Raw genomic sequence first — 21,610 nt, forward strand, 5'->3', positions numbered from 1 at the left:
GGTCCAGGTGTGGGCTGGACCGGCTGGCTCAGGAGTTGCTCGTGTTGGCGTCGGAGTCGAGCGCGAGCTTGACCGTCTTGGTGGCGCCGTTGTGGTCGTAGGTCACGGTGACGTCGTCGCCGGGCCGGAAGGACCGGATCGTCGCGACGAGGGAGTCGGCGCCGGTGATCGGCTCGTCGTTGACCTTGGTGATCACGTCGCCGGACGACAGGCCTGCGTTGTCGGCCGTCGAGCCGCTGGTGACCTCCTGGACCTGGGCACCCTCGGAGACGTCGCTGTTGCTGCGCACGTCGGAGACGGAGATGCCGAGCCGGGCGTGCGTGGGCGTCTCGCCCTTGATCATCTGCTGCACGATCGGCATCACCTCGTCGATCGGGATGGCGAAGCCGAGGCCGATCGAGCCGCCCTGCTCGGTGGCAGAGGAGGACGAGGTCTGGATGGAGGAGTTGATCCCGACGACGTGCCCGTGGAGATCGACCAGCGGGCCGCCGCTGTTGCCGGGGTTGATCGCCGCGTCGGTCTGGACCGCGGGATAGACGGTGCTGTTGCCCTGGCCGTCGGAGCCGACGTCGACGGGACGGTTGAGGGCGCTGACGATGCCGCTGGTGACCGTCGACTCGAGGCCGAAGGGCGAGCCGATCGCCACGACGCTCTGGCCGACCGCGAGGTCGCCGGACTTGCCGATCGTCGCGGGGGTGAGCCCGTCGACGCCCTCGGCCTGGATCACTGCGGTGTCGGTCAGCGGGTCGGTGCCGAGCACCTTCGCCTTGGCCGACGACCCGTCGTTGAACGACACGGTGATGGAGCCGGAGCTGCCGGCGATCTCGACCACGTGGTTGTTGGTCAGGATCTGGCCGTCCGAGCTCAGGATGATGCCCGAGCCCGAGCCGGACTCCTGGGGGCCGGAGACCTCGATCTTCACCACCGAGGGCAGCACCTGCTGGGCCACCTGCTCGACGCTCTCGTTGCTGGAGGACGAAGGGGTGTCCACCACCTGCGAGCTCGTCGGGGCGCTCGACGAGGACGACGTGGTGCCGTCCGCCGGGTGCCAGGAGGTCCAGGCGGCGGCGCCGCCCACCCCCGCCGCCCCGCCCACGAGCAGGGATGCGGCCACGACGGACGCGGCGAACGCGCCACGGCGCGGTCGCTTCTCGGTGACGGTCCCGGTCGGGGGCGGGGCTGCCGGGGCCGGCGGGCCGCTGGGGGGAAAGACCGGGTGCGCGTAACGCGAGGTGTCGTCGGGCCGATCGCCCGCGGGCGGGACGGAGGGGGTGTCGTTCATGTCATGAACCTTGTCCGGCGTGCCTGTGACGTTCCTGAGACCGCCCTTGGCGTCGCCGAAGAAGTCGGGCGATGCTGGCGGGCATGACGAAGAGACTCGCAACAGCGCTCGGGTGCGCCGTCCTGCTCGCGACCACGGCGTACGGCGCCGCCGCGCAGGCCGCCGTGGTCCGGGGCGACGACCACGACAACGTGCTGCGCGGCACGGCCCACGCCGACAGCATCCGCGCCTTCGCCGGCAACGACCGGCTCTACGGGCTCCAGGGTCCCGACACCATGGCCGGGGGCACCGACGACGACAAGGTCAAGGGCGGCCCGGGCGCCGACGTGCTCAACGGCCAGGACGGCAACGACCGGATCAACACCGGCCACGACGACCAGGCCGACTTCGTGCACGGAGGGGCCGGCAACGACGTCATCTTCATGACCGGCAACGACACGGCGTTCGGCGACACCGGGGACGACAGGTTCTTCGCGTCGTACGCCGGCGACGGCATGGAGATCCAGTGCGGCGCGGGGGAGGACACGGTCATCTTCAACCAGCCGAGCCCGGGCGCGAAGCGCAAGGACTGCGAGCACGTGAAGGTGATCCCGGCCGGGTAGTTGTGCGGCGGTGTGGCGCCGGACACAATCGGGCCCCATGGACTCCCCGCGCTTCATGGACGACCGCCTCGCCCACTGGGCGGGCGCCGAGCCCGACGGTGAGGCGATCACCTACGGCTCCCGCACGTGGACGTGGGCGGAGTGGAACGACCGTGTGCGCCGCAACGCCGGCGGCCTGCAGGCGCTGGGGATCGGGCGCGGCGACGTCGTCGCGTTCCTCGACAAGAACCACCCGGCCTGCGTCGAGACGTCGCTGGGGGCAGGGTCGCTCGGGGCGGCCAACGCGATCATCAACTGGCGGCTGGCCGGCGAGGAGGTCGACTACGCCGTCAACGACAGCGGCGCGCGGGTGCTGATCGTCGGCACCGAGCTGATGCCGCTGGTCGACAAGATCCGCGACCGGCTGACCCACGTCGAGAAGGTCATCGAGGTGACGCCCGACGGGGCCGAGGGCGACGAGTACGAAGCATGGCTGGCCGCCTCCACCCCGGTCTCGCGGCCGGCCGACGTGGACCCCGACGACGTGTGCCTGGTGATGTACTCCAGCGGCACCACCGGCCACCCCAAGGGCGTGATGCTCACGCACGCCAACATGGTCGCGCACACCCAGAACGCCCACGACGGCTGGGAGTTCGAGCCCGGCGACAAGAGCATGGTCGCGATGCCGCTCTTCCACGTCGGGGGCTCGTCCTACGTCCTGTTCGGCATCAACGACGGCATCCCGAGCGTCATGACCCGCGACCCCGACGGCGCCTCGCTGGCCGGCGCGATCCTGGCCGGCGCCAACCGCACGTTCCTCGTGCCCGCCGTGCTCGCCCAGGTGCTGCAGGCCGGCCCCGACGCGGTGAAGCTGTTCGGTGCCCTCAAGACCTACACGTACGGCGCCTCGCCGATGCCGCTGCCGCTGCTGCGCGCGGCGATGGAGGCCTGGCCCGACACCGACTTCATCCAGGTCTACGGCCTCACCGAGGTGTCCGGTGTGGCCACCCAGCTGCTGCCCGAGGCCCACCGCGACGCCGAGCACCCCGAGCGGCTGGTCTCGGCCGGCCGGCCGATCCCCGGCTGCGAGCTGCGGATCGTCGACCCCGCCACCCTCGAGGACCTGCCGGTCGGCGAGCACGGCGAGATCTGGCTGCGCACCGCCCAGCTCACGAAGGGCTACCTCGGCAAGCCCGAGGAGACCGCCAAGGTGATCACCGACGACGGCTGGTTCCGCACCGGCGACATGGGCAAGGTCGACGCCGAGGGCTACGTCTACGTCGAGGACCGGCTCAAGGACATGATCATCAGCGGCGGGGAGAACATCTACTCGCCCGAGATCGAGCGGGTCCTGGCCGAGCACCCGGCCGTCATGGAGGTCGCCGTGATCGGCGTCCCCGACGACACCTGGGGCGAGTCGGTCAAGGCGGTCGTCTCCCTCCACCCGGGCGCCGAGGCCACGGAGGAGGAGCTGATCTCCTACTGCCGCGAGCACCTGGCGAAGTTCAAGTGCCCGCGCACGGTCGACGTGATCCCCGCGCTGCCGCGCAACCCCACCGGCAAGATCCTCAAGCGGGAGCTCCGGGCGCCCTACTGGCAGGGCCACGACCGGACGGTCGTGTGAACCTCCGGCCGCTGCGCCACTTCAGCTGGAGCCTGCGCTCCTGTGGCATCCGCGGGCACGTCACCTACAAGCCCGACGAGAAGGACCTCGCCGAACGCCTGCACACCGAGACCGCGGTGGGGGAGGCCTGGCGGTGCCTGCGCTGCGAGGACTTCGTGCCCGGGCCGCCGCACGGCTCGGGCCCGGCCGAGGACGCCCCGATCGTGCTCAAGGACAAGGCGCTCAAGGACGCCGTGATCCTGCGGCTGCTGGCCGCCGAGCGGCTGGTCCGCGGGGTCCTCCTCGTCGCGCTCGCCTACGGCATCTACCGCTTCGACGGCGCGAAGGACTCGCTCCAGCAGGTGTTCGCGGAGTACCTCCCGCGACTCCAGCCCTTGGCCGAGCGCGCCGGCATCGACCTGCAGAACGCCGGCCCGGTCAAGCTGATCGAGGAGGCCTTGAAGGCGCAGCACTCCACCCTGAAGCTGGTCATCCTCGGCGTCGCGGCCTACGGGGCGCTGCAGCTGCTCGAGGCGGTCGGGCTCTGGTCGATGCAGCGCTGGGGCGAGTACGTCGCCATGGTCGGCACGTCCGCGCTGATCCCGCTGGAGGTCTACGAGCTGCTGCACACGGTCACGCCGTTCAAGATCGGCGCGCTGGTGCTCAACCTCTTCGCCGTCTTCTACCTGCTGTGGACCAAGCGGCTCTTCGGCTTCCGCGGCGGCAAGGAGGCCTTCGAGGCCGAGCGGCACAGTGCGTCGCTGCTGGAGGTCGAGCGGGCCTCCGTGGACGCCCCGCGGGCGCGCTGATTGGGTTGGCGACTCCCCGTTGCCTAGGCTCTCGCTCCGACCTCGGGCGTCGTCCGGGGCTGCGCGTGCTGGGGGAGTCGTGACCACGGAAGTGCTCGTCCCGCGGGGGCGTCGTCCCGTCGATCTCTTCCTGGTGCTGCGCGTCCTGCTCGCGGTCGGCTGGACCGTCGTCGCGTGCGTGACGCTCGCCCTCGGTGAGCGGGAGTCCTCGATCGACCACCTCGCGGCGGCGATCGCGGACGGCCACGTCCACGAGGTCACCGTCGCCGGGGGTCTGCGTCCCGGGTCGACCGGTTTCGCCACCCAGCAGGTGCGCTGGCGGAGCGGTTTCGTCCCGTACGTCGCGGAGGTCGTCCAGCGCAGTCCCGGCGATGCGGCGGGGGGAGACCTGCCCTCCGGCGTGCCTGTCGTGCGGCAGGACATCGGTGAGCGTCTGGCGCAGCGGTCCCCGGACGTCGAGGTCACGCGGGTGCCGGTGCGCTACGCCGGGTCCACCCTGGGCAAGTGGTGGGTGCCGGACTGGGTCGCGATCTCGGGGTTCGCGCTCGTCGCGCTCACCCTCGTGCTGCTCGCCCGCGGTCCCGAGCCCCGATGGGCGACCCGATGGGGCTGGTTCTGGACCATGGCGCTGGCGCCGCCGTTCGGCGTGCCGGCGTACCTCGTGCTGGGTCGTCCGCGCGACCCGGTCCCGGAGGGCCCGGACCGGCGGGTGACGGGCTTCCCGGCCCTCATGCTGGCCCTTGTCTTCCTGCCCCTGGTCTGGGTCGTCGTGACGATGCCCTTCTGACTGGGTGTGTCCCATTCGGTTGGACTGTGCTGGCGACACAGAGGGAGCCATGGCAGGGCGGAGCGCGGCAGTTCCGGATCGCCGCGCCGTCGACGAACAGAGGAAACGAGCTCCTCGAAGCGCGGTCGACGCTCAGCCGTGCCGCCGCCGATGCCGTTACCTCCGTCGGTCTTACGTGACGTGCCCTCGTCTCGGGCGTTTCGGGCACGGATCGCGGCAGATCCGTGCGTCCATCGCGGAGGGTGAGACGACATGGCCGAGCCAAGAGCAGAACACAAGATGCAGTGAAGTGGCCCGGTCCGCATGCTCGGTGGCTCAGCAGTTAGCCATGGCGTTGGAGGAAGCCGCGAACCAGATCGTTGAACGGTCCCGGTGCCTGGAGGTTGCTGACGTGTCCGCAATCGGGGATGACCGCCAGACTCGCTCCGGGTATCCGACGCTCGAACTCGTACGCCACCGACAGTGGTGACCGTGCGTCGAGCGCACCCCAAATCAGCAGTGTCGGCACCCCGACGGTCGGCAGGACATGCGAGAGATCCGCCCGCGCCATCGCGGTCAGGGCAGTCAAGATGCTGCTGGGTCGGACGTCAGCCGCCATCGCCTCCAGCAAGGGCACGAACCGTGCAGGTGGATCAGCCGCGAAGAGTCCGGGCAGCGTCGGATCGAACCGCTCCTCCGGCTGAGCCAGCGCCGCGCACACGCCGGCCAATCGGGCATCGGCCTCCTCAGCGCCCAGGGACCCGCGCCACCCGGCGTACCCGTCGGCCAGGACGATGCTGCGGACCACCTCGGGGTGGCGTCGATACAGTTCGAGGATCACGGTGGTGCCCCACGAAAGTCCGACCACCGGCGTCGGGGAGACGCCGAGCGCGCGGATCAGCCCGGCGAGGCAGTCGGCGTAGTCGGACAGGCCGAACCCGTCGGGCACGTCGTCGGATCCACCGGCGCCGGGCTCATCCCAGGCGATCACCGTGAACTCGTCTGAGAGTGCGTCGAGCTGTGGTGCCCAGACACGGCCGTCCTCAGCCCCGCCATGCACGAACACGACTGCTCGACCGTGACCGGTACGGCGGTACGCCAAGCGGAGTCCGTCCACCTCGACGGTGTCCATGGCCTCGACGCTACCCCGCGTCACGACCGCGCCGCAGCCGGAGACCCGCTGCTCGCGGGGACGTACCGCTCGCATGACCTCAATCGCGTGTACAGGACTGCGTGGGCCGTCCGTGCCGTGGCGGTCACGGGCGCTCTACTGCTCGATCGGGCGAATCGCGGCAGGAGCGTGCGTTCGGGAGCGAGCAATGGATGCTGGCTCTACGCCGACTCACCTTGCGAGAACTCGCGTCGAAGGATGGCGCGAGAGACGAAGAATCCGACGACCGTGAGGACACCCGCGACGATGATGCCGAGCGCCTTCGATAGCCCTAGCAGGCCGGCTAGTCGAGGCGCGACGTTCAAACTCACCAGAAGCACCACAATGGGAACCATCCCAAGAATGGTCAGGCGGGAGCGGGTTGGGCGGTCAGACTCCACGCCACTGAGCATACGCAGCGGTCGCGCCCAGTCATCGGCTCGTCCGCTTGCATCGCGGCAGGAGCGTGCATCTCCGAGCGCACGCTCTGCAGCATGAGCGTGCGTATTTCGGTCGACGTTGCTTCGTTGCCACAGCATGACCGACATCAAGCAGCCGCCGAGCAAGACGCGGGCCATCTGGCGGCCAGTCGCAAGCACGGTTGTTGGTGTCGCCGTGCTTGTGGGCGCGGGATGGTGGTGGACTCATCCCGACGCGTTGCCCTCCGCGTACGGCGCGTCGGTCGAAGCCGACCCACGGCCTTATCGAACCGGGGTCGTCTGGACGGCTGAACTGACGGCTCCCGGCCACTTTCCATCGGAAGGCGTGCTGACGTTGCGTTCTGTTGATGTTCGCTTGGACGAACGGCATGAGACCGAAGCAACGATTGAGGTGCTGCGCTGCACGGCCATCGCAACCGACGACGGTGGCCACCTTTCAGTCGGCTTCGGAGACGAACGACCGTCGGCGAAGTACGACTGCATCCCAGCCGTCGACGGCACGCTCATGGGCGGCCAGGACCAACTCGTGGCCGTCCTAACGCCCGAAGTGCCCGGCATCTATGTGCTGAGGTCAGCCACAATCAGTTACCGGCTCGACAGGTCAGGGCTGTGGCGACGGGGCACAGACAGCACTCGCTTGCACGCCGCTGTCACCTACTCCTAACTGCGCGGCAGCATCCGCTCATCGGCATAGAGTGCGTTTCTCACGGGCTCAATCACCCGGGAAATGGGACACACGCACTGAGGGCAGGTCCCGGGAGTTGTCAGACGGGCAGGCCGCGCTCGCGCAGGTCGACGCGGAGCCGGGCGGCGTCGGTGAACAGCAGCGCGTCCATGCCCGCCGCGTCGGCGGCCGCGACGTTGTCGGCCCGGTCGTCGACGAAGACGAGGGTGTGCAGCGGCAGCCCCGTGCGCCGGCGTACGACCTCGAAGATGGCCGGGTCGGGCTTGGCGACGCCCTCCTCCCCGCTGACCACGACGTCGAGCAGGAGCTCGTCGAGGAAGGGGTGGGCGGCGCGGCCGTGGGGGAACAGCTCGGCCGACCAGTTGGTCAGGCCCCACATCGGGACCCCGGCCGCGGCGAGCTCACGGACCAGGTCGACCGACCCGGGAACCTCGCCGGCCAGGGAGGCGGGGAAGTGCCGGCGGTAGGCGCGGGCGTGCTCGAGCCAGTGCGGACGGGTCCGCGCGACCTCGGCCTCCGCCTCGTCCCAGTCCAGGCCGCTGTCCGGGCCGTGGTTGTAGGCGTGGAAGTCGAAGTCGTCCGCGGCCAGGAAGCGCGCGGCCTCCTCCTCGCCGACGCCCGCCGCGATGGCCAGCCGGGGCTGCCAGTCGACGAGGACGTTGCCCAGATCCCACACGACCCCCGCCGGCGAGCCGACGGGGGTCGTGGTGGACGGGGTGGAGCCTGGGGTCACGCCCAGCGCTCGGAGGCCGGCACGAAGTCGAGGGTCCGGTCACCCGTGTAGATCTGCTTCGGACGAGCGATCTTCTGCTCCTTGTCCTGGACCAGCTCGAGCCACTGGGCCAGCCAGCCCGGGGTGCGGCCGATCGCGAAGAGGACGGTGAACATCTCCGGCGGGAACTGGAAGGCCTCGTAGATCAGGCCGGAGTAGAAGTCCACGTTGGGGTAGAGCTTGCGCTTGATGAAGTACTCGTCCTCGAGCGCGATCTTCTCCAGCTCCTTGGCGATCGCCAGGAGCGGGTTGACCCCGGTGACCTCGAAGACGTCGTCGCAGGCCTTCTTGATGATCGTCGCGCGCGGGTCGAAGTTCTTGTAGACGCGGTGACCGAAGCCCATGAGCTTCTCGTTGCCGGCCTTCACTCCCTCGATGAAGGCGGGGATGTTCTCCTTCGAGCCGATCCGGCGCAGCATCCGCAGCACGGCCTCGTTGGCGCCACCGTGCAGCGGGCCGTAGAGGGCGCCCACGCCCGCGGCGACCGCGGAGTAGGGGTCGACCTGCGAGGAGCCGACCGAGCGGACCGCGTTGGTCGAGCAGTTCTGCTCGTGGTCGGCGTGCAGGATGAAGAGCACGTCGAGGGCCTTGACCAGGCGCTCGTCCGCCTCGAACTTCCGCTCGCTCATCTTGAACAGCATCGAGAGGAAGTTGGCGGTGTAGCCCAGGTCGTTGTCGGGGTAGACGAACGGCTTGCCCTGCGCGTGGCGGAAGGACCAGGCACCCAGCGTCGGCATCTTGGCGATCATGCGGACGATCTGCATGTGCCGGTTCTCGGCGTCGGTGATGTTGCGGGCGTCCGGGTAGAACGTCGACAGCGCGCCGACCGAGGCCATCAGCATGCCCATGGGGTGGGCGTCGTAGCGGAAGCCCTCCATGAAGCTCTTGACGTTCTCGTGCACGAACGTGTGGTAGGTGATCTCGTGGACCCAGGTCTCGTACTCCACCTTGGTGGGCAGCGCGCCGTGGATCAGGAGATAGGCAACCTCGAGGAAGTTGGACTTCTCAGCCAGCTGCTCGATGGGGTAGCCGCGGTACTCGAGGATGCCCTTGTCGCCGTCGATGAAGGTGACGGCACTGCGGCACGATGCGGTGTTCACGAAGCCCGGGTCGTAGACAGCCAGGCCGGGAGCTTCCTCGGCGGCCTTGATCTTGCCCAGGTCGGCGGCCTTGATGGTGCCGTCGACGATCGGGACGTCGTACTCCTGTCCGGTGCGGTTGTCGCGGACGGTGAGGGAATCAGTCACGCGCCCCAACCTAGTCGGCGTCGCCACGCCGGGCGAATCCGGTGTCCGCACTGTGCGCACGTGGGCCGTTCCCGGACCGGCTGTGCTGGGGGCTGCACCTCGTTTTGACCCGTGCCCACGCGTGCCCGTACATTTGACGGTCGCGACTCCTGCCGCGTCCCGACCAACTGCTGTGACGTCGGGGTGCAGCCCCGGAAGCCAGATCCTTGGCAAGCCGGGCCGTGTTCGTCAGAAGCCGCCGCACCACCACCCGGGAGAGACGTTCCCCCGGGCCCTACGAACGAAGAAGGTTCAACAGCCGTGCGTACGTACAGCCCCAAGCCCGCTGACATCCAGCGCGAATGGCTCGTGATCGACGCCGAGGACGTGGTCCTCGGCCGTCTCGCCGTCCAGACCGCCAACCTGCTGCGTGGCAAGCACAAGGCGATGTTCGCCCCCCACGTCGACACCGGTGACTTCGTCATCATCGTGAACGCCGAGAAGGTCTCCCTCTCCGGCACGAAGAAGACCACGAAGATGGCCTACCGCCACTCCGGTTACCCGGGCGGCCTCTCGGCCACCCCGATCGGCGAGGTCCTCGAGAAGGACGCCCGCAAGGCCATCGAGAAGGCCGTCTGGGGCATGCTCCCCAAGAACCGCCTCGGCCGCCAGATGCTGAAGAAGCTGAAGGTCTACTCGGGTCCGAACCACCCGCACCAGGCCCAGAAGGCCGTCCCTTTCGAGATCTCCCAGGTCTCCCAGTAATCCGCGAAGAAAGACTGAGTGAGGAATACCGTGGCTGAGACCACCGAAAGCACCGAGGTCGAGGAGACCTTCGAGACCAACGAGCAGGGCGTTGCCTACAGCTCCGAGAGCGCGCCGTCGGCCGACGCTCCCGCCCGCCCCGCGACCATCGCCCCCGCTGCGGCCACCGGCCGTCGCAAGGAGGCGGTCGCCCGCGTGCGCATCGTCCCCGGCACCGGCGTGTGGACCGTCAACGGACGCACCCTGGACTCCTACTTCCCGAACAAGCTGCACCAGCAGGTCGTGAACGAGCCGTTCGCGAACCTCCAGCTCGAGGGTCGTTTCGACGTCATCGCCCGCATCCACGGCGGTGGCATCACCGGTCAGGCCGGCGCCCTGCGCCTCGGCGTGGCCCGCTGCCTGAACGCCATCGACGTCGAGGCCAACCGTCCCTCGCTCAAGAAGGCCGGGCTGCTCACGCGTGACGCCCGCGTCATCGAGCGCAAGAAGGCCGGTCTCAAGAAGGCCCGCAAGGCGCCGCAGTTCAGCAAGCGCTAACCAGTTCTATAGTTTGGGTCGCATGTCACCCAAACTCTTCGGCACGGACGGGGTCCGGGGCCTGGCCAACGGTGTTCTCACCGCTGAGCTGGCCCTGGACCTTTCCGTTGCCGCCGCCCGTGTCCTGGCCGACCGGGGCGAGTTCGAGGGCCACCGCCCGCTCGCCGTCGTCGGTCGGGACACGCGCATCTCCGGCCAGTTCCTCGAGTCGGCCGTCGTGGCCGGACTCGCCTCCGCGGGGGTCGACGTACTCCTCCTGGGGGTGCTGCCGACGCCCGGCGTCGCCCATCTGACCGGCTCGCTGGGCGCCGACCTCGGCGTGATGCTCTCGGCCTCGCACAACGCGATGCCCGACAACGGCATCAAGTTCCTCGCCCGTGGCGGGCTGAAGCTCGACGACGCCATCGAGGCCGAGATCGAGCGCCACCTCCACGAGGACTGGGACCGGCCCACCGGCGGGTCCGTGGGTCGGGTCCGCCCGCACCCCACGGCCGTCGACGAGTACGCCGCCCACCTCGACCAGACCATCACGCGGCCGCTGACCGGGCTGACCGTCGTCCTCGACTGCGCCGAGGGCGCGGCCTTCGAGGCCGGGCCGCGGGCCCTGGAGGCGGCCGGCGCCACGGTGATCGCCATCCACGCCGAGCCCGACGGCCTCAACATCAACGACGGGTGCGGCTCCACCCACCTCGGCCCGCTCCAGCAGGCGGTGCTCGCGCACGGCGCCGACGCCGGCTTCGCCCTCGACGGCGACGCCGACCGGTGCCTGGCGGTGGACCACGAGGGCAACGTCGTCGACGGCGACCAGATCCTCGCGGTCCTGGCGCTGGCCCTGGCCGAGAGCGGTCGGCTGGTCCGCAACACCGTCGTGGCCACCGTGATGAGCAACCTCGGTTTCGTGAAGGCGATGAAGTCCGCCGGGCTCGGGGTCCGCCAGACCAAGGTGGGGGACCGCTACGTGCTGGAGGCCATGCGGGTCTCGGGCTACTCCCTGGGCGGGGAGCAGAGCGGCCACGTGATCATGAGCGACTTCGCCACGACCGGCGACGGCATCCTGACGGCGCTGCACGTGCTCGAGCGGATGGCCGCGACCGGGCAGTCGCTGCAGTCGCTGGCCGGCGTCGTGACCCGGCTCCCGCAGGTGCTGGTGAACGTCACCGACGTCGACAAGAGCCGGACCGACGAGGACGCGGTCGTCGCGGCCGCCGTGGCCGAGGAGGAGGCGGCGCTGGGCGACAGCGGCCGCATCCTGCTGCGGCCCAGCGGCACCGAGCCGCTCGTGCGCGTGATGGTCGAGGCCGAGACGCAGGACGAGGCGCAGGCGGTCGCGGACCGGCTGGCCGACGTGGTCAAGCGCCAGCTGAGCCTGGCGTAATCCGGTCGCGGGGGCGCGGGGCGGACCCCTAGGGTCGTGGCCCGTGACCATCACGATCCGCGAGATCACGCCCCAGGACCCGGCCGCGCTGCACGCCTGGTGGGAGGTGGGGGCGGCCGCATCAGCGGAGCGGCCCTTCCCCGCGTGGGCCTCGTGGGAGGTGTCGCAGGTGACCTGGTCGCAGGCGCGGACGGACATCGACCAGGTGTTCCTCCTGGCGGAGGTGGACGGCCGCGCGGTCGGCGCCGGGCGGCTCGTGTGCTTCCTGACCGACAACACCCACCTCGCCGACCTGGAGGTGTACGTCGCCCCCGCCGAGCGCCGGCGGGGGATCGGGACCGCCCTGCTCACCGAGCTCGAGGAGCGGGCCGCGTCGGCCGGCCGCTCGACGTACTTCATGAGCGTGCCGACACCGGTGGACGGCGACGGTGCGGGCGTGCCGTTCGCGGCCGCGCACGCCTACCCGGTCGCGAGCCGCGAGGAGACCAAGCTCGTCGACCTCGACGACACGGCGGGGTGGGCGGCCCTGGACGCCGACGTCGCGGCCCGGCTCGGCGACTACCGGATCGAGGTCTTCGAGGACGTCACGCCCGACCAATGGGTCGACGGGGTCTGCACGATGCTGGGGGCGTTCATCGGCGAGGTCCCGGCGGGCGACCTCGACCTGGAGGCCGCGAACTGGACGCCCGAGCGGTTGCGCGAGCACGAGGCGCGGACGCGGGACACCGACCGGGCCTGGGTGGTGGGCGTGGCCGTGGCGCCGGACGGGTCGCTGTGCGGGTTCACCGAGGTGGGGGTCTCCCGCCAGGACCCGCGGCTGGGGCGGATCGGCGGCACGCTGGTGCTGCCCGGCCACCGCGGGCACGCCCTCGGGCTGGGCATGAAGCTGGCGACGCACCGCCGGGTGCGCGAGCTCTTCCCGGACTGCGGGTCGATCGAGACCACCAACGCCGACGTCAACGCCTGGATGAACGCGATCAACGAGCGGATGGGCTACCGGATCGTCGAGCGACTGCTGGACGTGCAGAAGAAGGTCAGAGCTTCCTGACCCGGATGTAGCGCACCGAGTGGTCGCGGTCCTTGCGCAGCACCAGGGTCGCGCGGGACCGGGTCGGCAGGACGTTCTGGGTGAGGTTGGGGCCGTTGATGGTGTCCCAGATGCGCTCGGCCTCCGCGACCGCCTCGTCCTCGGTGAGGGCGGCGTACTTGCTGAAGTAGGAGCCCGGGTCGCGGAAGGCGGTCTCGCGCAGGCGCAGGAACCGGGAGACGTACCAGTCGCGGATGTGGCTGGTGCCGGCGTCGACGTACACGCTGAAGTCGAAGAAGTCGCTCAGCGTCAGGCCGGTCTTGCCGTCCTCGCGGACGCGCGCGGGCTGGAGGACGTTGAGGCCCTCGATGATGACGATGTCGGGCCGCTTGATGGTGATCTTCTCGCCGGGCACCACGTCGTAGACGAGGTGGGAGTAGGTCGGCGCTTCGACCTCGTCCTTGCCCGACTTGATGTCGACGACGAAGCGGAGCAGCGCCCGGCGGTCGTAGGACTCCGGGAAGCCCTTGCGCTGCAGGATGCCGCGGCGCTCGAGCTCGGCGTTGGGGTAGAGGAAGCCGTCGGTGGTCACCAGCGCGACGTTGGGGTGGGCCGGCCAGTGGGCCAGCATCTGCTGCAGCACGCGCGCCGTCGTGGACTTGCCGACGGCCACGGAGCCGGCCAGGCCGATGACGAACGGGGTGCGCGGCGGGGTCTGGCGGTGGAGGAAGTCCTCCTGCTGGCGGTGCAGCTTGCCCGCGGACTCGACGTACAGGCTGAGGAGCCGGGACAGCGGGAGGTAGACCTCCTGCACCTCCTCGATGCTCAGCTCCTCGCCGAGGCCGCGCAGCCGCGCGATCTCCTCGGGGGTGAGGGGGTTCTCGGTCTCCTGGGCGAGCGCGGCCCAGGCCGAGCGGTCCAGCTCGATGTACGGCGACGTCTCGCGGCCGTTGTCCTCGGGCCCACCGTGGGGGGCGCCGCCGTGGGGAGACATGCGGGAGATTGTTGCAGCCGCTGCGGGCGGAACGGCGTCCGGTCCGGCGTCGATACACTCGCGACCATGTGCGGAATCGTGGGCTACGTCGGTGAGAAGCAGGCACAGGACGTCGTGGTGGGGGGCCTGCGACGGCTGGAGTACCGCGGCTACGACTCCGCCGGCATCGCCCTCGTCGTCGGTGGCTCGATCGCCTCGGCCAAGCGCGCCGGCAAGCTGGCCAACCTGGAGAAGGCCATCGTGGACAGCCCGCTCCCGGAGTCCACGGCCGGCATCGGCCACACCCGCTGGGCCACCCACGGCGCGCCCAACGACGTCAACGCGCACCCCCACCTCGGCCGGACCGGCCGGCTTGCGCTGGTGCACAACGGGATCATCGAGAACTTCGACGTGCTGCGCACCGGCCTCGAGGACGCGGGGCACGAGCTGGAGTCCGAGACCGACACCGAGGTCGCCGCGCACCTGCTCGAGATCGAGCTCGGGTCCGGGCACGACCTGACCACCGCCATGCAGAACGTCTGCCGGGTGCTCGAGGGCGCCTTCACGCTGGTGGCGGTCGACGCCGAGGACCCGTCCTGCGTGGTGGCCGCGCGCCGCAACTCGCCGCTGGTCGTCGGGATCGGCGAGGGGGAGAACTTCCTCGGCTCGGACGTCGCCGCCTTCATCGAGCACACCCGCGAGGCGCTGGAGCTGGGCCAGGACCAGGTCGTCACGATCAGGCGCTCCGGGGTGTCGGTGACCGGTTTCGACGGCACCCCGGCCGAGGGCCGGCGCTACCACGTCGACTGGGACCTGTCGGCCGCCGAGAAGGACGGCCACGACTGGTTCATGCGCAAGGAGATCCACGAGCAGCCGCGGGCGGTCGCCGACTCGCTGCTGGGGCGCCGGGACGCCGCCGGACTGCTGCACCTCGACGAGATGCGGCTGTCCGACCAGGACCTGCGCGACGTCGACAAGGTCATCATCATCGCCTGCGGCACCTCGTTCTACGCCGGCCTCGTCGCGAAGTACGCCATCGAGCACTGGACCCGGATCCCGGTCGAGGTCGAGCTGGCCTCGGAGTTCCGCTACCGCGACCCGATCCTCACCGCCTCCACCCTCGTCGTCGCCATCAGCCAGTCCGGCGAGACCGCCGACACCCTGCAGGCGATCCGGCACGCGCGGCTCCAGCGCTCGCGGGTGCTGGCGATCTGCAACACCAACGGCTCGACGATCCCGCGGGAGTCCGACGCGGTGATCTACACCCACGCCGGCCCGGAGATCGGCGTCGCCTCGACCAAGGGCTTCCTGACCCAGCTGGTCGCCTGCTACCTGCTCGCGCTCTACCTCGCCCAGGTCAAGGGCACCCGCTACGGCGACGAGATCGCCGAGATCCTCGACCAGCTCGACCGCGTGCCGGACCAGATCCAGCAGGTGCTCGACGGGGCCGAGGCCGTCTATGAGCTGGCCCGCCAGCACACCGAGACCCGGTCGGTGCTGTTCCTGGGCCGGCACGCGGGCTACCCGGTCGCCCTCGAGGGGGCGCTGAAGCTCAAGGAGCTGGCCTACATCCACGCCGAGGGGTTCGCGGCCGGCGAGCTCAAGCACGGTCCCATCGCGCTGATCGAGGACGGACTGCCGGTCCTCTGCGTCGTACCTCCCCAGGGTCGGGACCAGCTGCGCGACAAGATGATCAGCGGCATCCAGGAGGTGCGGGCGCGCGGTGCCCGGACGATCTGCCTGGTCGAGGAGGGCGACGACGCCATCGGGCCGTACGCCGACGTGCTGATCCGGCTGCCGAAGGTGCCCGTGCTGCTGCAGCCGCTGGTGGCCGTCGTACCTCTCCAGCTGTTCGCCTGCGAGCTGGCCACCGCGATGGGCCACGACGTCGACCAGCCCCGCAACCTCGCCAAGTCCGTCACGGTGGAGTAGGCGTGCCCGTCATCGGCGTCGGGATCGACGTGGCCGACCTGGGTCGGTTCGAGGCGTCGCTGGCCCGCACCCCCGGCCTCCGCGACCGGCTGTTCACCCCGGCCGAGCGGGAGCGGCCGATCGCGTCCCTGGCCGCGCGCTTCGCGGCGAAGGAGGCGCTGGCCAAGGCCCTCGGCGCCCCCACTGGCATGGCCTGGCACGACGCCGAGGTGGTCTCGGAGTCGTCGGGGCGGCCGCGCTTCGAGCTGCGGGGGACCGTCCTCGCGCGGGCGTCCGAGCTGGGTGTCGTCTCGGTCCACCTGTCCCTCTCGCACGACGCCGGTATCGCGTCGGCCATGGTGGTCCTCGAGTCCTGAGCGAGAGGGCAGCTGGGGGCACTCCGTGCCGGCCGAGAGGGCATTCGGGGGCACTCAGCGCGGGTCGAGAGGGCACTTCGAGGCACTCCGGTCGGGCCGAGAGGGCACTTGGGGGCACTGATCGTTCCGGGAAGTGCCGTGTCGCGGGATTCAGAGTGCCCTGAAGTGCCGCCTCGCGGGATTCAGAGTGCCCCGGATCGCCCTTTCGCGGGAGTGAGAGTGCCCCTGGGTGCCCTGTCGCGGGTCTCAGATTGCCCCCAAGAGCCCTCTCGCTAGGTTGGGGGCATGAGGCGCGCGCACACCGTCGAGCAGGTCCGGGCGGCCGAGGCCGTGCTGCTGGCCGAGCTGCCGGAGGGCGCGCTCATGCAGCGGGCCGCGGCCGGGCTCGCCTACGCGGTGATCGACCTGCTGGGATCGGCGTACGGTCGACGGGTGCGGCTGCTGGTGGGGTCGGGCGACAACGGCGGGGACGCCCTGTACGCCGGCGCGCTGCTCGCCCGGCGGGGTGCGGCCGTCGACGCGGTGCTGCTCTCCGAGCGGGTCCACGAGGCCGGCCTGGCGGCGTTCCGGGCCGCCGGCGGTCGGGTCGTGCCGCCCACCGAGCGCCCCGGCGCACTCTCAGCAGCACGACCCGAGGTGGTGGTGGACGGGATCGTCGGGATCGGCGGACGGCCCGGGCTCCGACCCGACGCGGTCGAGGCGCTGGCCGCGTGCGCGGGGGTGCCGATCGTCGCGGTCGACGTGCCGTCGGGGGTCGACGTCGACACCGGCGAGCTCGACGGACCGCACGTCGAGGCGGCGGTCACGGTCACCTTCGGGACGCACAAGGTCGCGCACCTGGTCGACCCGGCCAGCCGGGCCTGCGGGGCGGTCCACCTCGTCGACATCGGCCTCGACCTGCCCGAGGCGCCGGTCGAGGCGCTGCAGGCCGCCGACGTCGCCCAGCTGATCCCGCGTCCCGATCCGGACGCGCACAAGTACACCCGCGGCGTGGTGGGGATCCGCGCCGGCTCGGCCGCCTATCCGGGCGCGGGTCTGCTCAGTGTCGCCGGCGCCTCGACCGGGCTCTGCGGCATGGTCCGCTACGTCGGCGAGGTCGCCGACCGGGTCCGCGAGGCGCATCCCGAGGTCGTGGGGGAGGGTCGCGTCCAAGCCTGGGTCGTCGGGTCGGGCGGCGGCGAGAGCGCCGGCGACGCCCTCGCAACAGCACGCCAGGACGGCGTACCCCTCGTCGTCGACGCCGACGCCCTCGCCCACGTCGACGGCCCCCTCGGCGTCCCGGCGGTCCTGACCCCACACGCCGGCGAGCTGGCCGCGATGACCGGCGCCGACCGTGCCGCGATCGAGGTCGCCCCGCTCGCGCACGTCCGCCGCGCTGCCGAGCGGTACGACGCCGTGGTGCTGCTCAAGGGCCGCCACACGCTCGTCGCCACCCCCGCCGGCCGGGTCCGCGTGACCACGACCGGCCTGCCCTGGCTGGCCACCGCCGGCGCCGGCGACGTGCTCGGCGGGCTCATCGGCGCGCTGCTCGCCGCCGGCCTCACGCCGTACGACGCGGCGTCGGTCGGCTCCTGGCTGCACGGCGCCGCCGCGACCCTGGCGTCCGGCGGCGGACCGCTCGTCGCGGGCGACGTGGCGCGGCTGGTGCCGCACGTGGTGCGAGACCTGATCGGGGCCGGATCGGGCGGATGGGAGAATCGACCGCTATGACCCCCGCACGCGCCGAGATCGTCGTCGACCTGGCGGCGGTGCGGCACAACGTGGCGACGCTGAAGGCGGCCACCGGGGTCGCCATGATGACCGTGGTGAAGGCCGACGGCTACGGCCACGGCATGGCGCAGGTCGCGGCCGCGGCCCGGCAGGGCGGCGCCGACTGGCTCGGCGTCGCGACGATCGACGAGGCCCTTGCGCTGCGCGCCGCCGGTGACACCGGTCCGGTGCTGTGCTGGCTGGGCGTGCCGGGCGAGGACTACGCCGCAGCGATCGAGGCGGACGTCGACGTGACCGCCTACTCCGTCGCCGAGCTCGACGAGATCCGGATGGCGGTGGTCGCCGTCGGCCGGCCGGCCCGGGTCCAGCTCAAGGTCGACACCGGCCTGTCCCGCGGCGGGGCGCCCGCCGACCGGTGGGCAGACGTCGTCGCGGAGGCCCGCGCGGGCGAGGACGCCCGGATCTGGACGGTCACCGGCATCTGGTCCCACTTCGCGTGCAGCGACGAGCCCGAGCACCCCGCCAACGACGCCCAGGAGCGGGCCTTCCGCGACGCGCTGGCGGTCGCCGACGAGGCCGGCCTGCGGCCCGAGGTGCGCCACCTGTCCAACTCCGCGGGCGCCCTGCTGCGGCCCTCGGCACGCTTCGACCTGGTCCGGTGTGGGCTCGCGTCCTATGGCCTTGACCCCGCGCCCGGCCACACCAGCGACCTCGGCCTCGTCCCCGCGATGACCGTGCGCGCCCGGCTCGCGATGGTCAAGCACGTCGCCACCGGCGCCGGCGTCTCCTACGGCCACACGTGGGTGGCCGACCACGCCACGACCGTCGGCCTGGTGCCGGTCGGCTACGGCGACGGCGTCCCGCGCCACGCCAGCAACGTCGCCGAGACCTGGGTGGCCGGCAAGCGCCGACCGGTCCGCGGCCGGATCTGCATGGACCAGTTCGTCGTCGACCTCGGGGGCGAGCTGCCCCCGGCCGGGCAGGACGTCGTCCTCTTCGGCACCGGCCGCGACGGCGCGCCCACCGCCCAGGACTGGGCCGAGGCCTGCGGCACCATCTCCTACGAGATCGTCACCCGCATCGGAGGCCGGATGACCCGCACGTACGTCGACCAGGAGGAGCCCGGATGAGCGTCAGGCGCAGGATCCTGGGGGTGGCCGCGGGCGCGTTCGGCGTCGCGGCCGCCGGCACCGCCGTCGGGGTCGCCCGGCAGCGCCGGGTCATCGCGCGCCGCGGTGCGGGGGAGACCTTCGAGTTCGGGAGCCTGCGTTCCAAGCCGCGCACCGTCGTGGCCGACGACGGCGTCCCGCTGCACGTCGAGGTCGACGAGCACGACGACAGCGGCACCGCCCCGCGCCGCGGCGAGCCCGCGCAGGCGCCACTGACCGTCGTGTTCTGCCACGGCTACGCCCTCAACCTGGACTGCTGGCACTTCCAGCGCGCGGCCTACCGCGGGCTGGTCCGGACCGTCTTCTACGACCAGCGCTCACACGGCCGCTCGGGCCGCTCGACGCTGGGCCACGCCACCATCGACCAGCTCGCCCACGACCTCAAGCGGATCATCGACGAGGTCGTGCCCGAGGGCCCGATCGTGCTGGTCGGCCACTCGATGGGCGGCATGACGATCATCGCCTTCGCCGAGCACTACCCCGAGCTCTTCGGCGACCGGATCGTCGGCGCCGGCCTGATCTCCACCACGGCCGGCGGCCTCGACCCGCACCGCATCCTCTTCCCGATGATCCCGGTGCCGCTCGGCGGCGAGCTCACCCACCGGGTCGTCGCCACGCTGGCCCGCGGGCACCGCGCCGTCGACGGCCTGCGCCGGATCGGCAAGGCCGTGGCCACGGTGGTCACCGACGGGTTCGCGTTCGGCGACGACGTCCCGGCGTCGTACGTCGACTTCGTCGACGGCATGCTGTCCGCGACGCCGTTCGAGGTGGTCGCGGAGTTCTTCCCGAGCTTCCGGTCGCTCGACAAGTTCCACGCCGTGGACGTGCTGGGCGAGATCCCGACGACGATCATCTGCGGCACCGCCGACCGGCTCACCTCGGTCGGGCACAGCCGCAAGCTCCAGTCGCTCATCGACGGCGCGAGCCTCCTCGAGTGCGAGGGCGCCGGCCACATGGTCATCCTGGAGCGCCACGACCAGGTCAACGCGGCCCTCGACCAGCTCATCGCCGCGGCCGCGGCGACGGTGGAGCTGCCGTGAGTCTGGAGGTACGACGCGTCGGTGCCGAGTCGGCCGGCCGACTGGTGGCCGTCATCCGCGCGGCCTTCGCGGCACGGCCTCCGCTCGACCCGCCGGCCGCCGCGCTGTCGGAGACCGAGGAGTCGCTGGCCCGGATGCTCGAGGCGGGGGACGGCGGCATCCTCGTCACCCACCGCGGGGTCGACGTCGGCGCGCTGGTGCTCGACCCCGTCGGCACGACGATGTACCTGCGCCGCTTCGGCGTCACCCCCGCCTCGCAGGGGCACGGCATCGCCCGGGTCCTCATCGACGCGGCGGTCGACGCGGCCGACGGCTACGACGACCTGACGGTGGTGACCCGCGAGGAGCTGCCGAAGACCCGGCGCTTCTGGGAGCGGCAGGGCTTCCGCGAGGTCTACCGCGACCCGCCCAACGTCGAGCTGCGGCGCCCGCTGCGCACCTTCATCTTCGACGCGCCCGACCCCGACTCCATGCGCGACCTGGGCGTGGCGCTCGCCGAGCAGCTGCGCGCGGGCGACCTGATCGTGCTCAGCGGCGAGCTCGGCGCGGGCAAGACGACGTTCACGCAGGGCATCGGCGCTGGCCTGGCCGTGCGCGGCGACGTCACCTCGCCGACGTTCGTGATCGCCCGTGAGCACCCGTCACTGGAGTCCGGGCCGGGGCTCGTGCACGTCGACGCCTACCGGCTCGCCGGGATCGACGAGCTGGACGACCTCGACCTCGACACCTCTCTCGACGAGGTCGTCACCGTGGTCGAGTGGGGCGAGGGCGTCGCCGAGGGGCTGGCCGAGTCGCGCCTGGAGATCCGGATCATCCGGGCCCTCGCCGACGAGGAGCCCGACGGCGAGGACCTCGACCCGCGCCGCGTGCTGATGACCCCGATCGGGCCCCGCTGGTACGAGATGGAGGTGCCCGGCACCCACCGGCCGCCGCTCGCCGAGAAGCTCAACGAGAACCTCCTCCTCGACTTCTTCCGCTGCGAGGAGTCCGAGCTGGGCGACCTCGACCCCACGATCCCGCTGCCGCTGTCGCTGATGGTCGCCGAGCACGACGGCCGGGTCGTCATGGTGCACAACGCCTGGCGGCGCGAGTGGGAGCTGCCCGGCGGCGAGATCGAGGCGGGGGAGACGCCGCGCGACGCCGCCGTACGCGAGTTCCGTGAGGAGACCGGCATGGCGCCGGGAGCGGACGTGGACTTCGTGGGTGTCGCGACCGTCCAGGTCGGCCACGAGCGGACGATCCAGTTCGCCGCCCTCTACCGGACCACCCTCGACGCGGTCGCGAAGCTCGCCCCGCACGAGGAGATCGACCAGATGACCGCGTGGGACCTCGCCTCGGACCTCCCCGGGCTCTCCGCCATCGACGCCCACCTGGCACAGATCGCGGTCGAGTCGGCCTCCGAGCCCGCCTAG

At 71.4% G+C, this 21,610-nt stretch carries 21 protein-coding genes; 15 read left to right on the plus strand and 6 right to left on the minus strand.

The window, feature by feature from the left end; all coding sequences use genetic code 11:
• Positions 1–28: 28 nt before the first annotated feature.
• Complete coding sequence (locus FB382_RS01965; RefSeq protein ID WP_182536319.1) at positions 29–1,282, minus strand: S1C family serine protease; 1,254 nt, start codon at positions 1,280–1,282, stop codon at positions 29–31.
• Positions 1,283–1,365: 83 nt separating this feature from the next.
• On the opposite strand from FB382_RS01965, the gene FB382_RS01970 reads away from it, so the two are divergent.
• The 4 genes from FB382_RS01970 to FB382_RS01985 all read left to right on the plus strand — a co-directional run bounded on the left by FB382_RS01970 (position 1,366) and on the right by FB382_RS01985 (position 5,062).
• Positions 1,366–1,884: a calcium-binding protein gene (locus tag FB382_RS01970; RefSeq protein ID WP_182536321.1), complete on the plus strand. Its 519-nt coding sequence runs from the start codon at positions 1,366–1,368 to the stop codon at positions 1,882–1,884.
• 37 nt (positions 1,885–1,921) lie between these two features.
• Complete coding sequence (locus FB382_RS01975; RefSeq protein WP_182536323.1) at positions 1,922–3,487, plus strand: long-chain-fatty-acid--CoA ligase; 1,566 nt, start codon at positions 1,922–1,924, stop codon at positions 3,485–3,487.
• A complete protein-coding gene (locus tag FB382_RS01980; protein WP_220481225.1) occupies positions 3,484–4,275 on the plus strand; it encodes a DUF2127 domain-containing protein in 792 nt (263 codons plus the stop codon). Before FB382_RS01975 ends, FB382_RS01980 begins: the two co-directional genes overlap by 4 nt.
• 79 nt (positions 4,276–4,354) lie before the next feature.
• On the plus strand, positions 4,355–5,062 hold the full coding sequence (locus FB382_RS01985; protein ID WP_182536325.1) for a hypothetical protein: 708 nt from the start codon (positions 4,355–4,357) through the stop codon (positions 5,060–5,062).
• A gap of 322 nt (positions 5,063–5,384) precedes the next feature.
• On the opposite strand, the gene FB382_RS01990 is transcribed toward FB382_RS01985, so the two are convergent.
• The gene (locus tag FB382_RS01990; RefSeq protein ID WP_182536327.1) at positions 5,385–6,173 is read right to left on the minus strand and encodes an alpha/beta fold hydrolase; all 789 of its coding nucleotides are present in this window, start codon (positions 6,171–6,173) and stop codon (positions 5,385–5,387) included.
• A gap of 200 nt (positions 6,174–6,373) precedes the next feature.
• Positions 6,374–6,592, minus strand: coding sequence for a hypothetical protein (locus FB382_RS01995; protein ID WP_182536329.1), 219 nt, complete (start codon positions 6,590–6,592; stop codon positions 6,374–6,376).
• 136 nt (positions 6,593–6,728) lie between these two features.
• Between FB382_RS01995 and FB382_RS02000 the strand changes: the two genes are divergently transcribed.
• Positions 6,729–7,295, plus strand: coding sequence for a hypothetical protein (locus FB382_RS02000; RefSeq protein ID WP_182536331.1), 567 nt, complete (start codon positions 6,729–6,731; stop codon positions 7,293–7,295).
• A gap of 100 nt (positions 7,296–7,395) precedes the next feature.
• Here FB382_RS02000 and FB382_RS02005 read toward each other — a convergent pair whose 3' ends face one another.
• Both FB382_RS02005 and FB382_RS02010 read right to left on the minus strand, forming a co-directional pair.
• Complete coding sequence (locus FB382_RS02005; RefSeq protein WP_182536333.1) at positions 7,396–8,049, minus strand: HAD-IA family hydrolase; 654 nt, start codon at positions 8,047–8,049, stop codon at positions 7,396–7,398.
• A complete protein-coding gene (locus FB382_RS02010) occupies positions 8,046–9,335 on the minus strand; it encodes a citrate synthase (protein WP_182536342.1) in 1,290 nt (429 codons plus the stop codon). Before FB382_RS02010 ends, FB382_RS02005 begins: the two co-directional genes overlap by 4 nt.
• Before the next feature lie 300 nt (positions 9,336–9,635).
• Here FB382_RS02010 and rplM point away from each other — a divergent pair, with 300 nt between their 5' ends.
• From rplM to FB382_RS02030, 4 genes are read left to right on the plus strand one after another with little or no spacing between them, the layout of a single operon-like run.
• Entirely contained in the window at positions 9,636–10,079 is a 444-nt protein-coding gene (gene rplM / locus FB382_RS02015; protein ID WP_125039005.1) for a 50S ribosomal protein L13, read from the plus strand.
• 30 nt (positions 10,080–10,109) lie between these two features.
• Positions 10,110–10,616, plus strand: coding sequence for a 30S ribosomal protein S9 (gene rpsI / locus FB382_RS02020; protein WP_125039006.1), 507 nt, complete (start codon positions 10,110–10,112; stop codon positions 10,614–10,616).
• Between the two features lie 22 nt (positions 10,617–10,638).
• Positions 10,639–11,991 carry a phosphoglucosamine mutase gene (glmM, locus tag FB382_RS02025; RefSeq protein ID WP_182536344.1) on the plus strand — a complete coding sequence of 451 codons (1,353 nt, stop codon included), beginning with the start codon at positions 10,639–10,641 and terminating at the stop codon, positions 11,989–11,991.
• Between the two features lie 43 nt (positions 11,992–12,034).
• Positions 12,035–13,039 (plus strand): GNAT family N-acetyltransferase, encoded by a 1,005-nt coding sequence (locus tag FB382_RS02030; RefSeq protein ID WP_182536346.1) that lies wholly within the window; start codon positions 12,035–12,037, stop codon positions 13,037–13,039.
• On the opposite strand, the gene coaA is transcribed toward FB382_RS02030, so the two are convergent.
• A complete protein-coding gene (coaA, locus tag FB382_RS02035; RefSeq protein ID WP_182536348.1) occupies positions 13,026–14,012 on the minus strand; it encodes a type I pantothenate kinase in 987 nt (328 codons plus the stop codon). The genes FB382_RS02030 and coaA overlap by 14 nt on opposite strands.
• 66 nt (positions 14,013–14,078) lie before the next feature.
• On the opposite strand from coaA, the gene glmS reads away from it, so the two are divergent.
• The 6 genes from glmS to tsaE all read left to right on the plus strand — a co-directional run bounded on the left by glmS (position 14,079) and on the right by tsaE (position 21,610).
• Positions 14,079–15,923 carry a glutamine--fructose-6-phosphate transaminase (isomerizing) gene (glmS, locus tag FB382_RS02040; protein ID WP_182536350.1) on the plus strand — a complete coding sequence of 615 codons (1,845 nt, stop codon included), beginning with the start codon at positions 14,079–14,081 and terminating at the stop codon, positions 15,921–15,923.
• 2 nt (positions 15,924–15,925) lie between these two features.
• Entirely contained in the window at positions 15,926–16,279 is a 354-nt protein-coding gene (locus FB382_RS02045) for a holo-ACP synthase (RefSeq protein WP_125039011.1), read from the plus strand.
• Between the two features lie 285 nt (positions 16,280–16,564).
• The gene (locus FB382_RS02050) at positions 16,565–17,989 is read left to right on the plus strand and encodes an NAD(P)H-hydrate epimerase (RefSeq protein ID WP_182536352.1); all 1,425 of its coding nucleotides are present in this window, start codon (positions 16,565–16,567) and stop codon (positions 17,987–17,989) included.
• Positions 17,986–19,119 (plus strand): alanine racemase, encoded by a 1,134-nt coding sequence (alr, locus tag FB382_RS02055; protein WP_220481226.1) that lies wholly within the window; start codon positions 17,986–17,988, stop codon positions 19,117–19,119. The genes FB382_RS02050 and alr overlap by 4 nt, the downstream gene beginning before the upstream one ends.
• Positions 19,116–20,198: an alpha/beta fold hydrolase gene (locus FB382_RS02060; protein WP_182536356.1), complete on the plus strand. Its 1,083-nt coding sequence runs from the start codon at positions 19,116–19,118 to the stop codon at positions 20,196–20,198. Before alr ends, FB382_RS02060 begins: the two co-directional genes overlap by 4 nt.
• On the plus strand, positions 20,195–21,610 hold the full coding sequence (gene tsaE / locus FB382_RS02065) for a tRNA (adenosine(37)-N6)-threonylcarbamoyltransferase complex ATPase subunit type 1 TsaE (RefSeq protein ID WP_182536358.1): 1,416 nt from the start codon (positions 20,195–20,197) through the stop codon (positions 21,608–21,610). The genes FB382_RS02060 and tsaE overlap by 4 nt, the downstream gene beginning before the upstream one ends.

The organism is Nocardioides ginsengisegetis (assembly GCF_014138045.1).
Taxonomy (GTDB): Bacteria; Actinomycetota; Actinomycetes; order Propionibacteriales; family Nocardioidaceae; genus Nocardioides; species Nocardioides ginsengisegetis.

Coding starts and splice junctions, on each gene's coding strand:
- FB382_RS01965 (WP_182536319.1), bottom strand. CDS start 1,282: ATGAACGACACCCCCTCCGTCCCGCCCGCGGGCGATCGGCCCGACGAC.
- glmM (WP_182536344.1), top strand. CDS start 10,639: ATGTCACCCAAACTCTTCGGCACGGACGGGGTCCGGGGCCTGGCCAAC.
- glmS (WP_182536350.1), top strand. CDS start 14,079: ATGTGCGGAATCGTGGGCTACGTCGGTGAGAAGCAGGCACAGGACGTC.
- FB382_RS01975 (WP_182536323.1), top strand. CDS start 1,922: ATGGACTCCCCGCGCTTCATGGACGACCGCCTCGCCCACTGGGCGGGC.
- FB382_RS01970 (WP_182536321.1), top strand. CDS start 1,366: ATGACGAAGAGACTCGCAACAGCGCTCGGGTGCGCCGTCCTGCTCGCG.
- FB382_RS02060 (WP_182536356.1), top strand. CDS start 19,116: ATGAGCGTCAGGCGCAGGATCCTGGGGGTGGCCGCGGGCGCGTTCGGC.
- FB382_RS02000 (WP_182536331.1), top strand. CDS start 6,729: ATGACCGACATCAAGCAGCCGCCGAGCAAGACGCGGGCCATCTGGCGG.
- alr (WP_220481226.1), top strand. CDS start 17,986: ATGACCCCCGCACGCGCCGAGATCGTCGTCGACCTGGCGGCGGTGCGG.
- FB382_RS02050 (WP_182536352.1), top strand. CDS start 16,565: ATGAGGCGCGCGCACACCGTCGAGCAGGTCCGGGCGGCCGAGGCCGTG.
- coaA (WP_182536348.1), bottom strand. CDS start 14,012: ATGTCTCCCCACGGCGGCGCCCCCCACGGTGGGCCCGAGGACAACGGC.
- FB382_RS01990 (WP_182536327.1), bottom strand. CDS start 6,173: ATGGACACCGTCGAGGTGGACGGACTCCGCTTGGCGTACCGCCGTACC.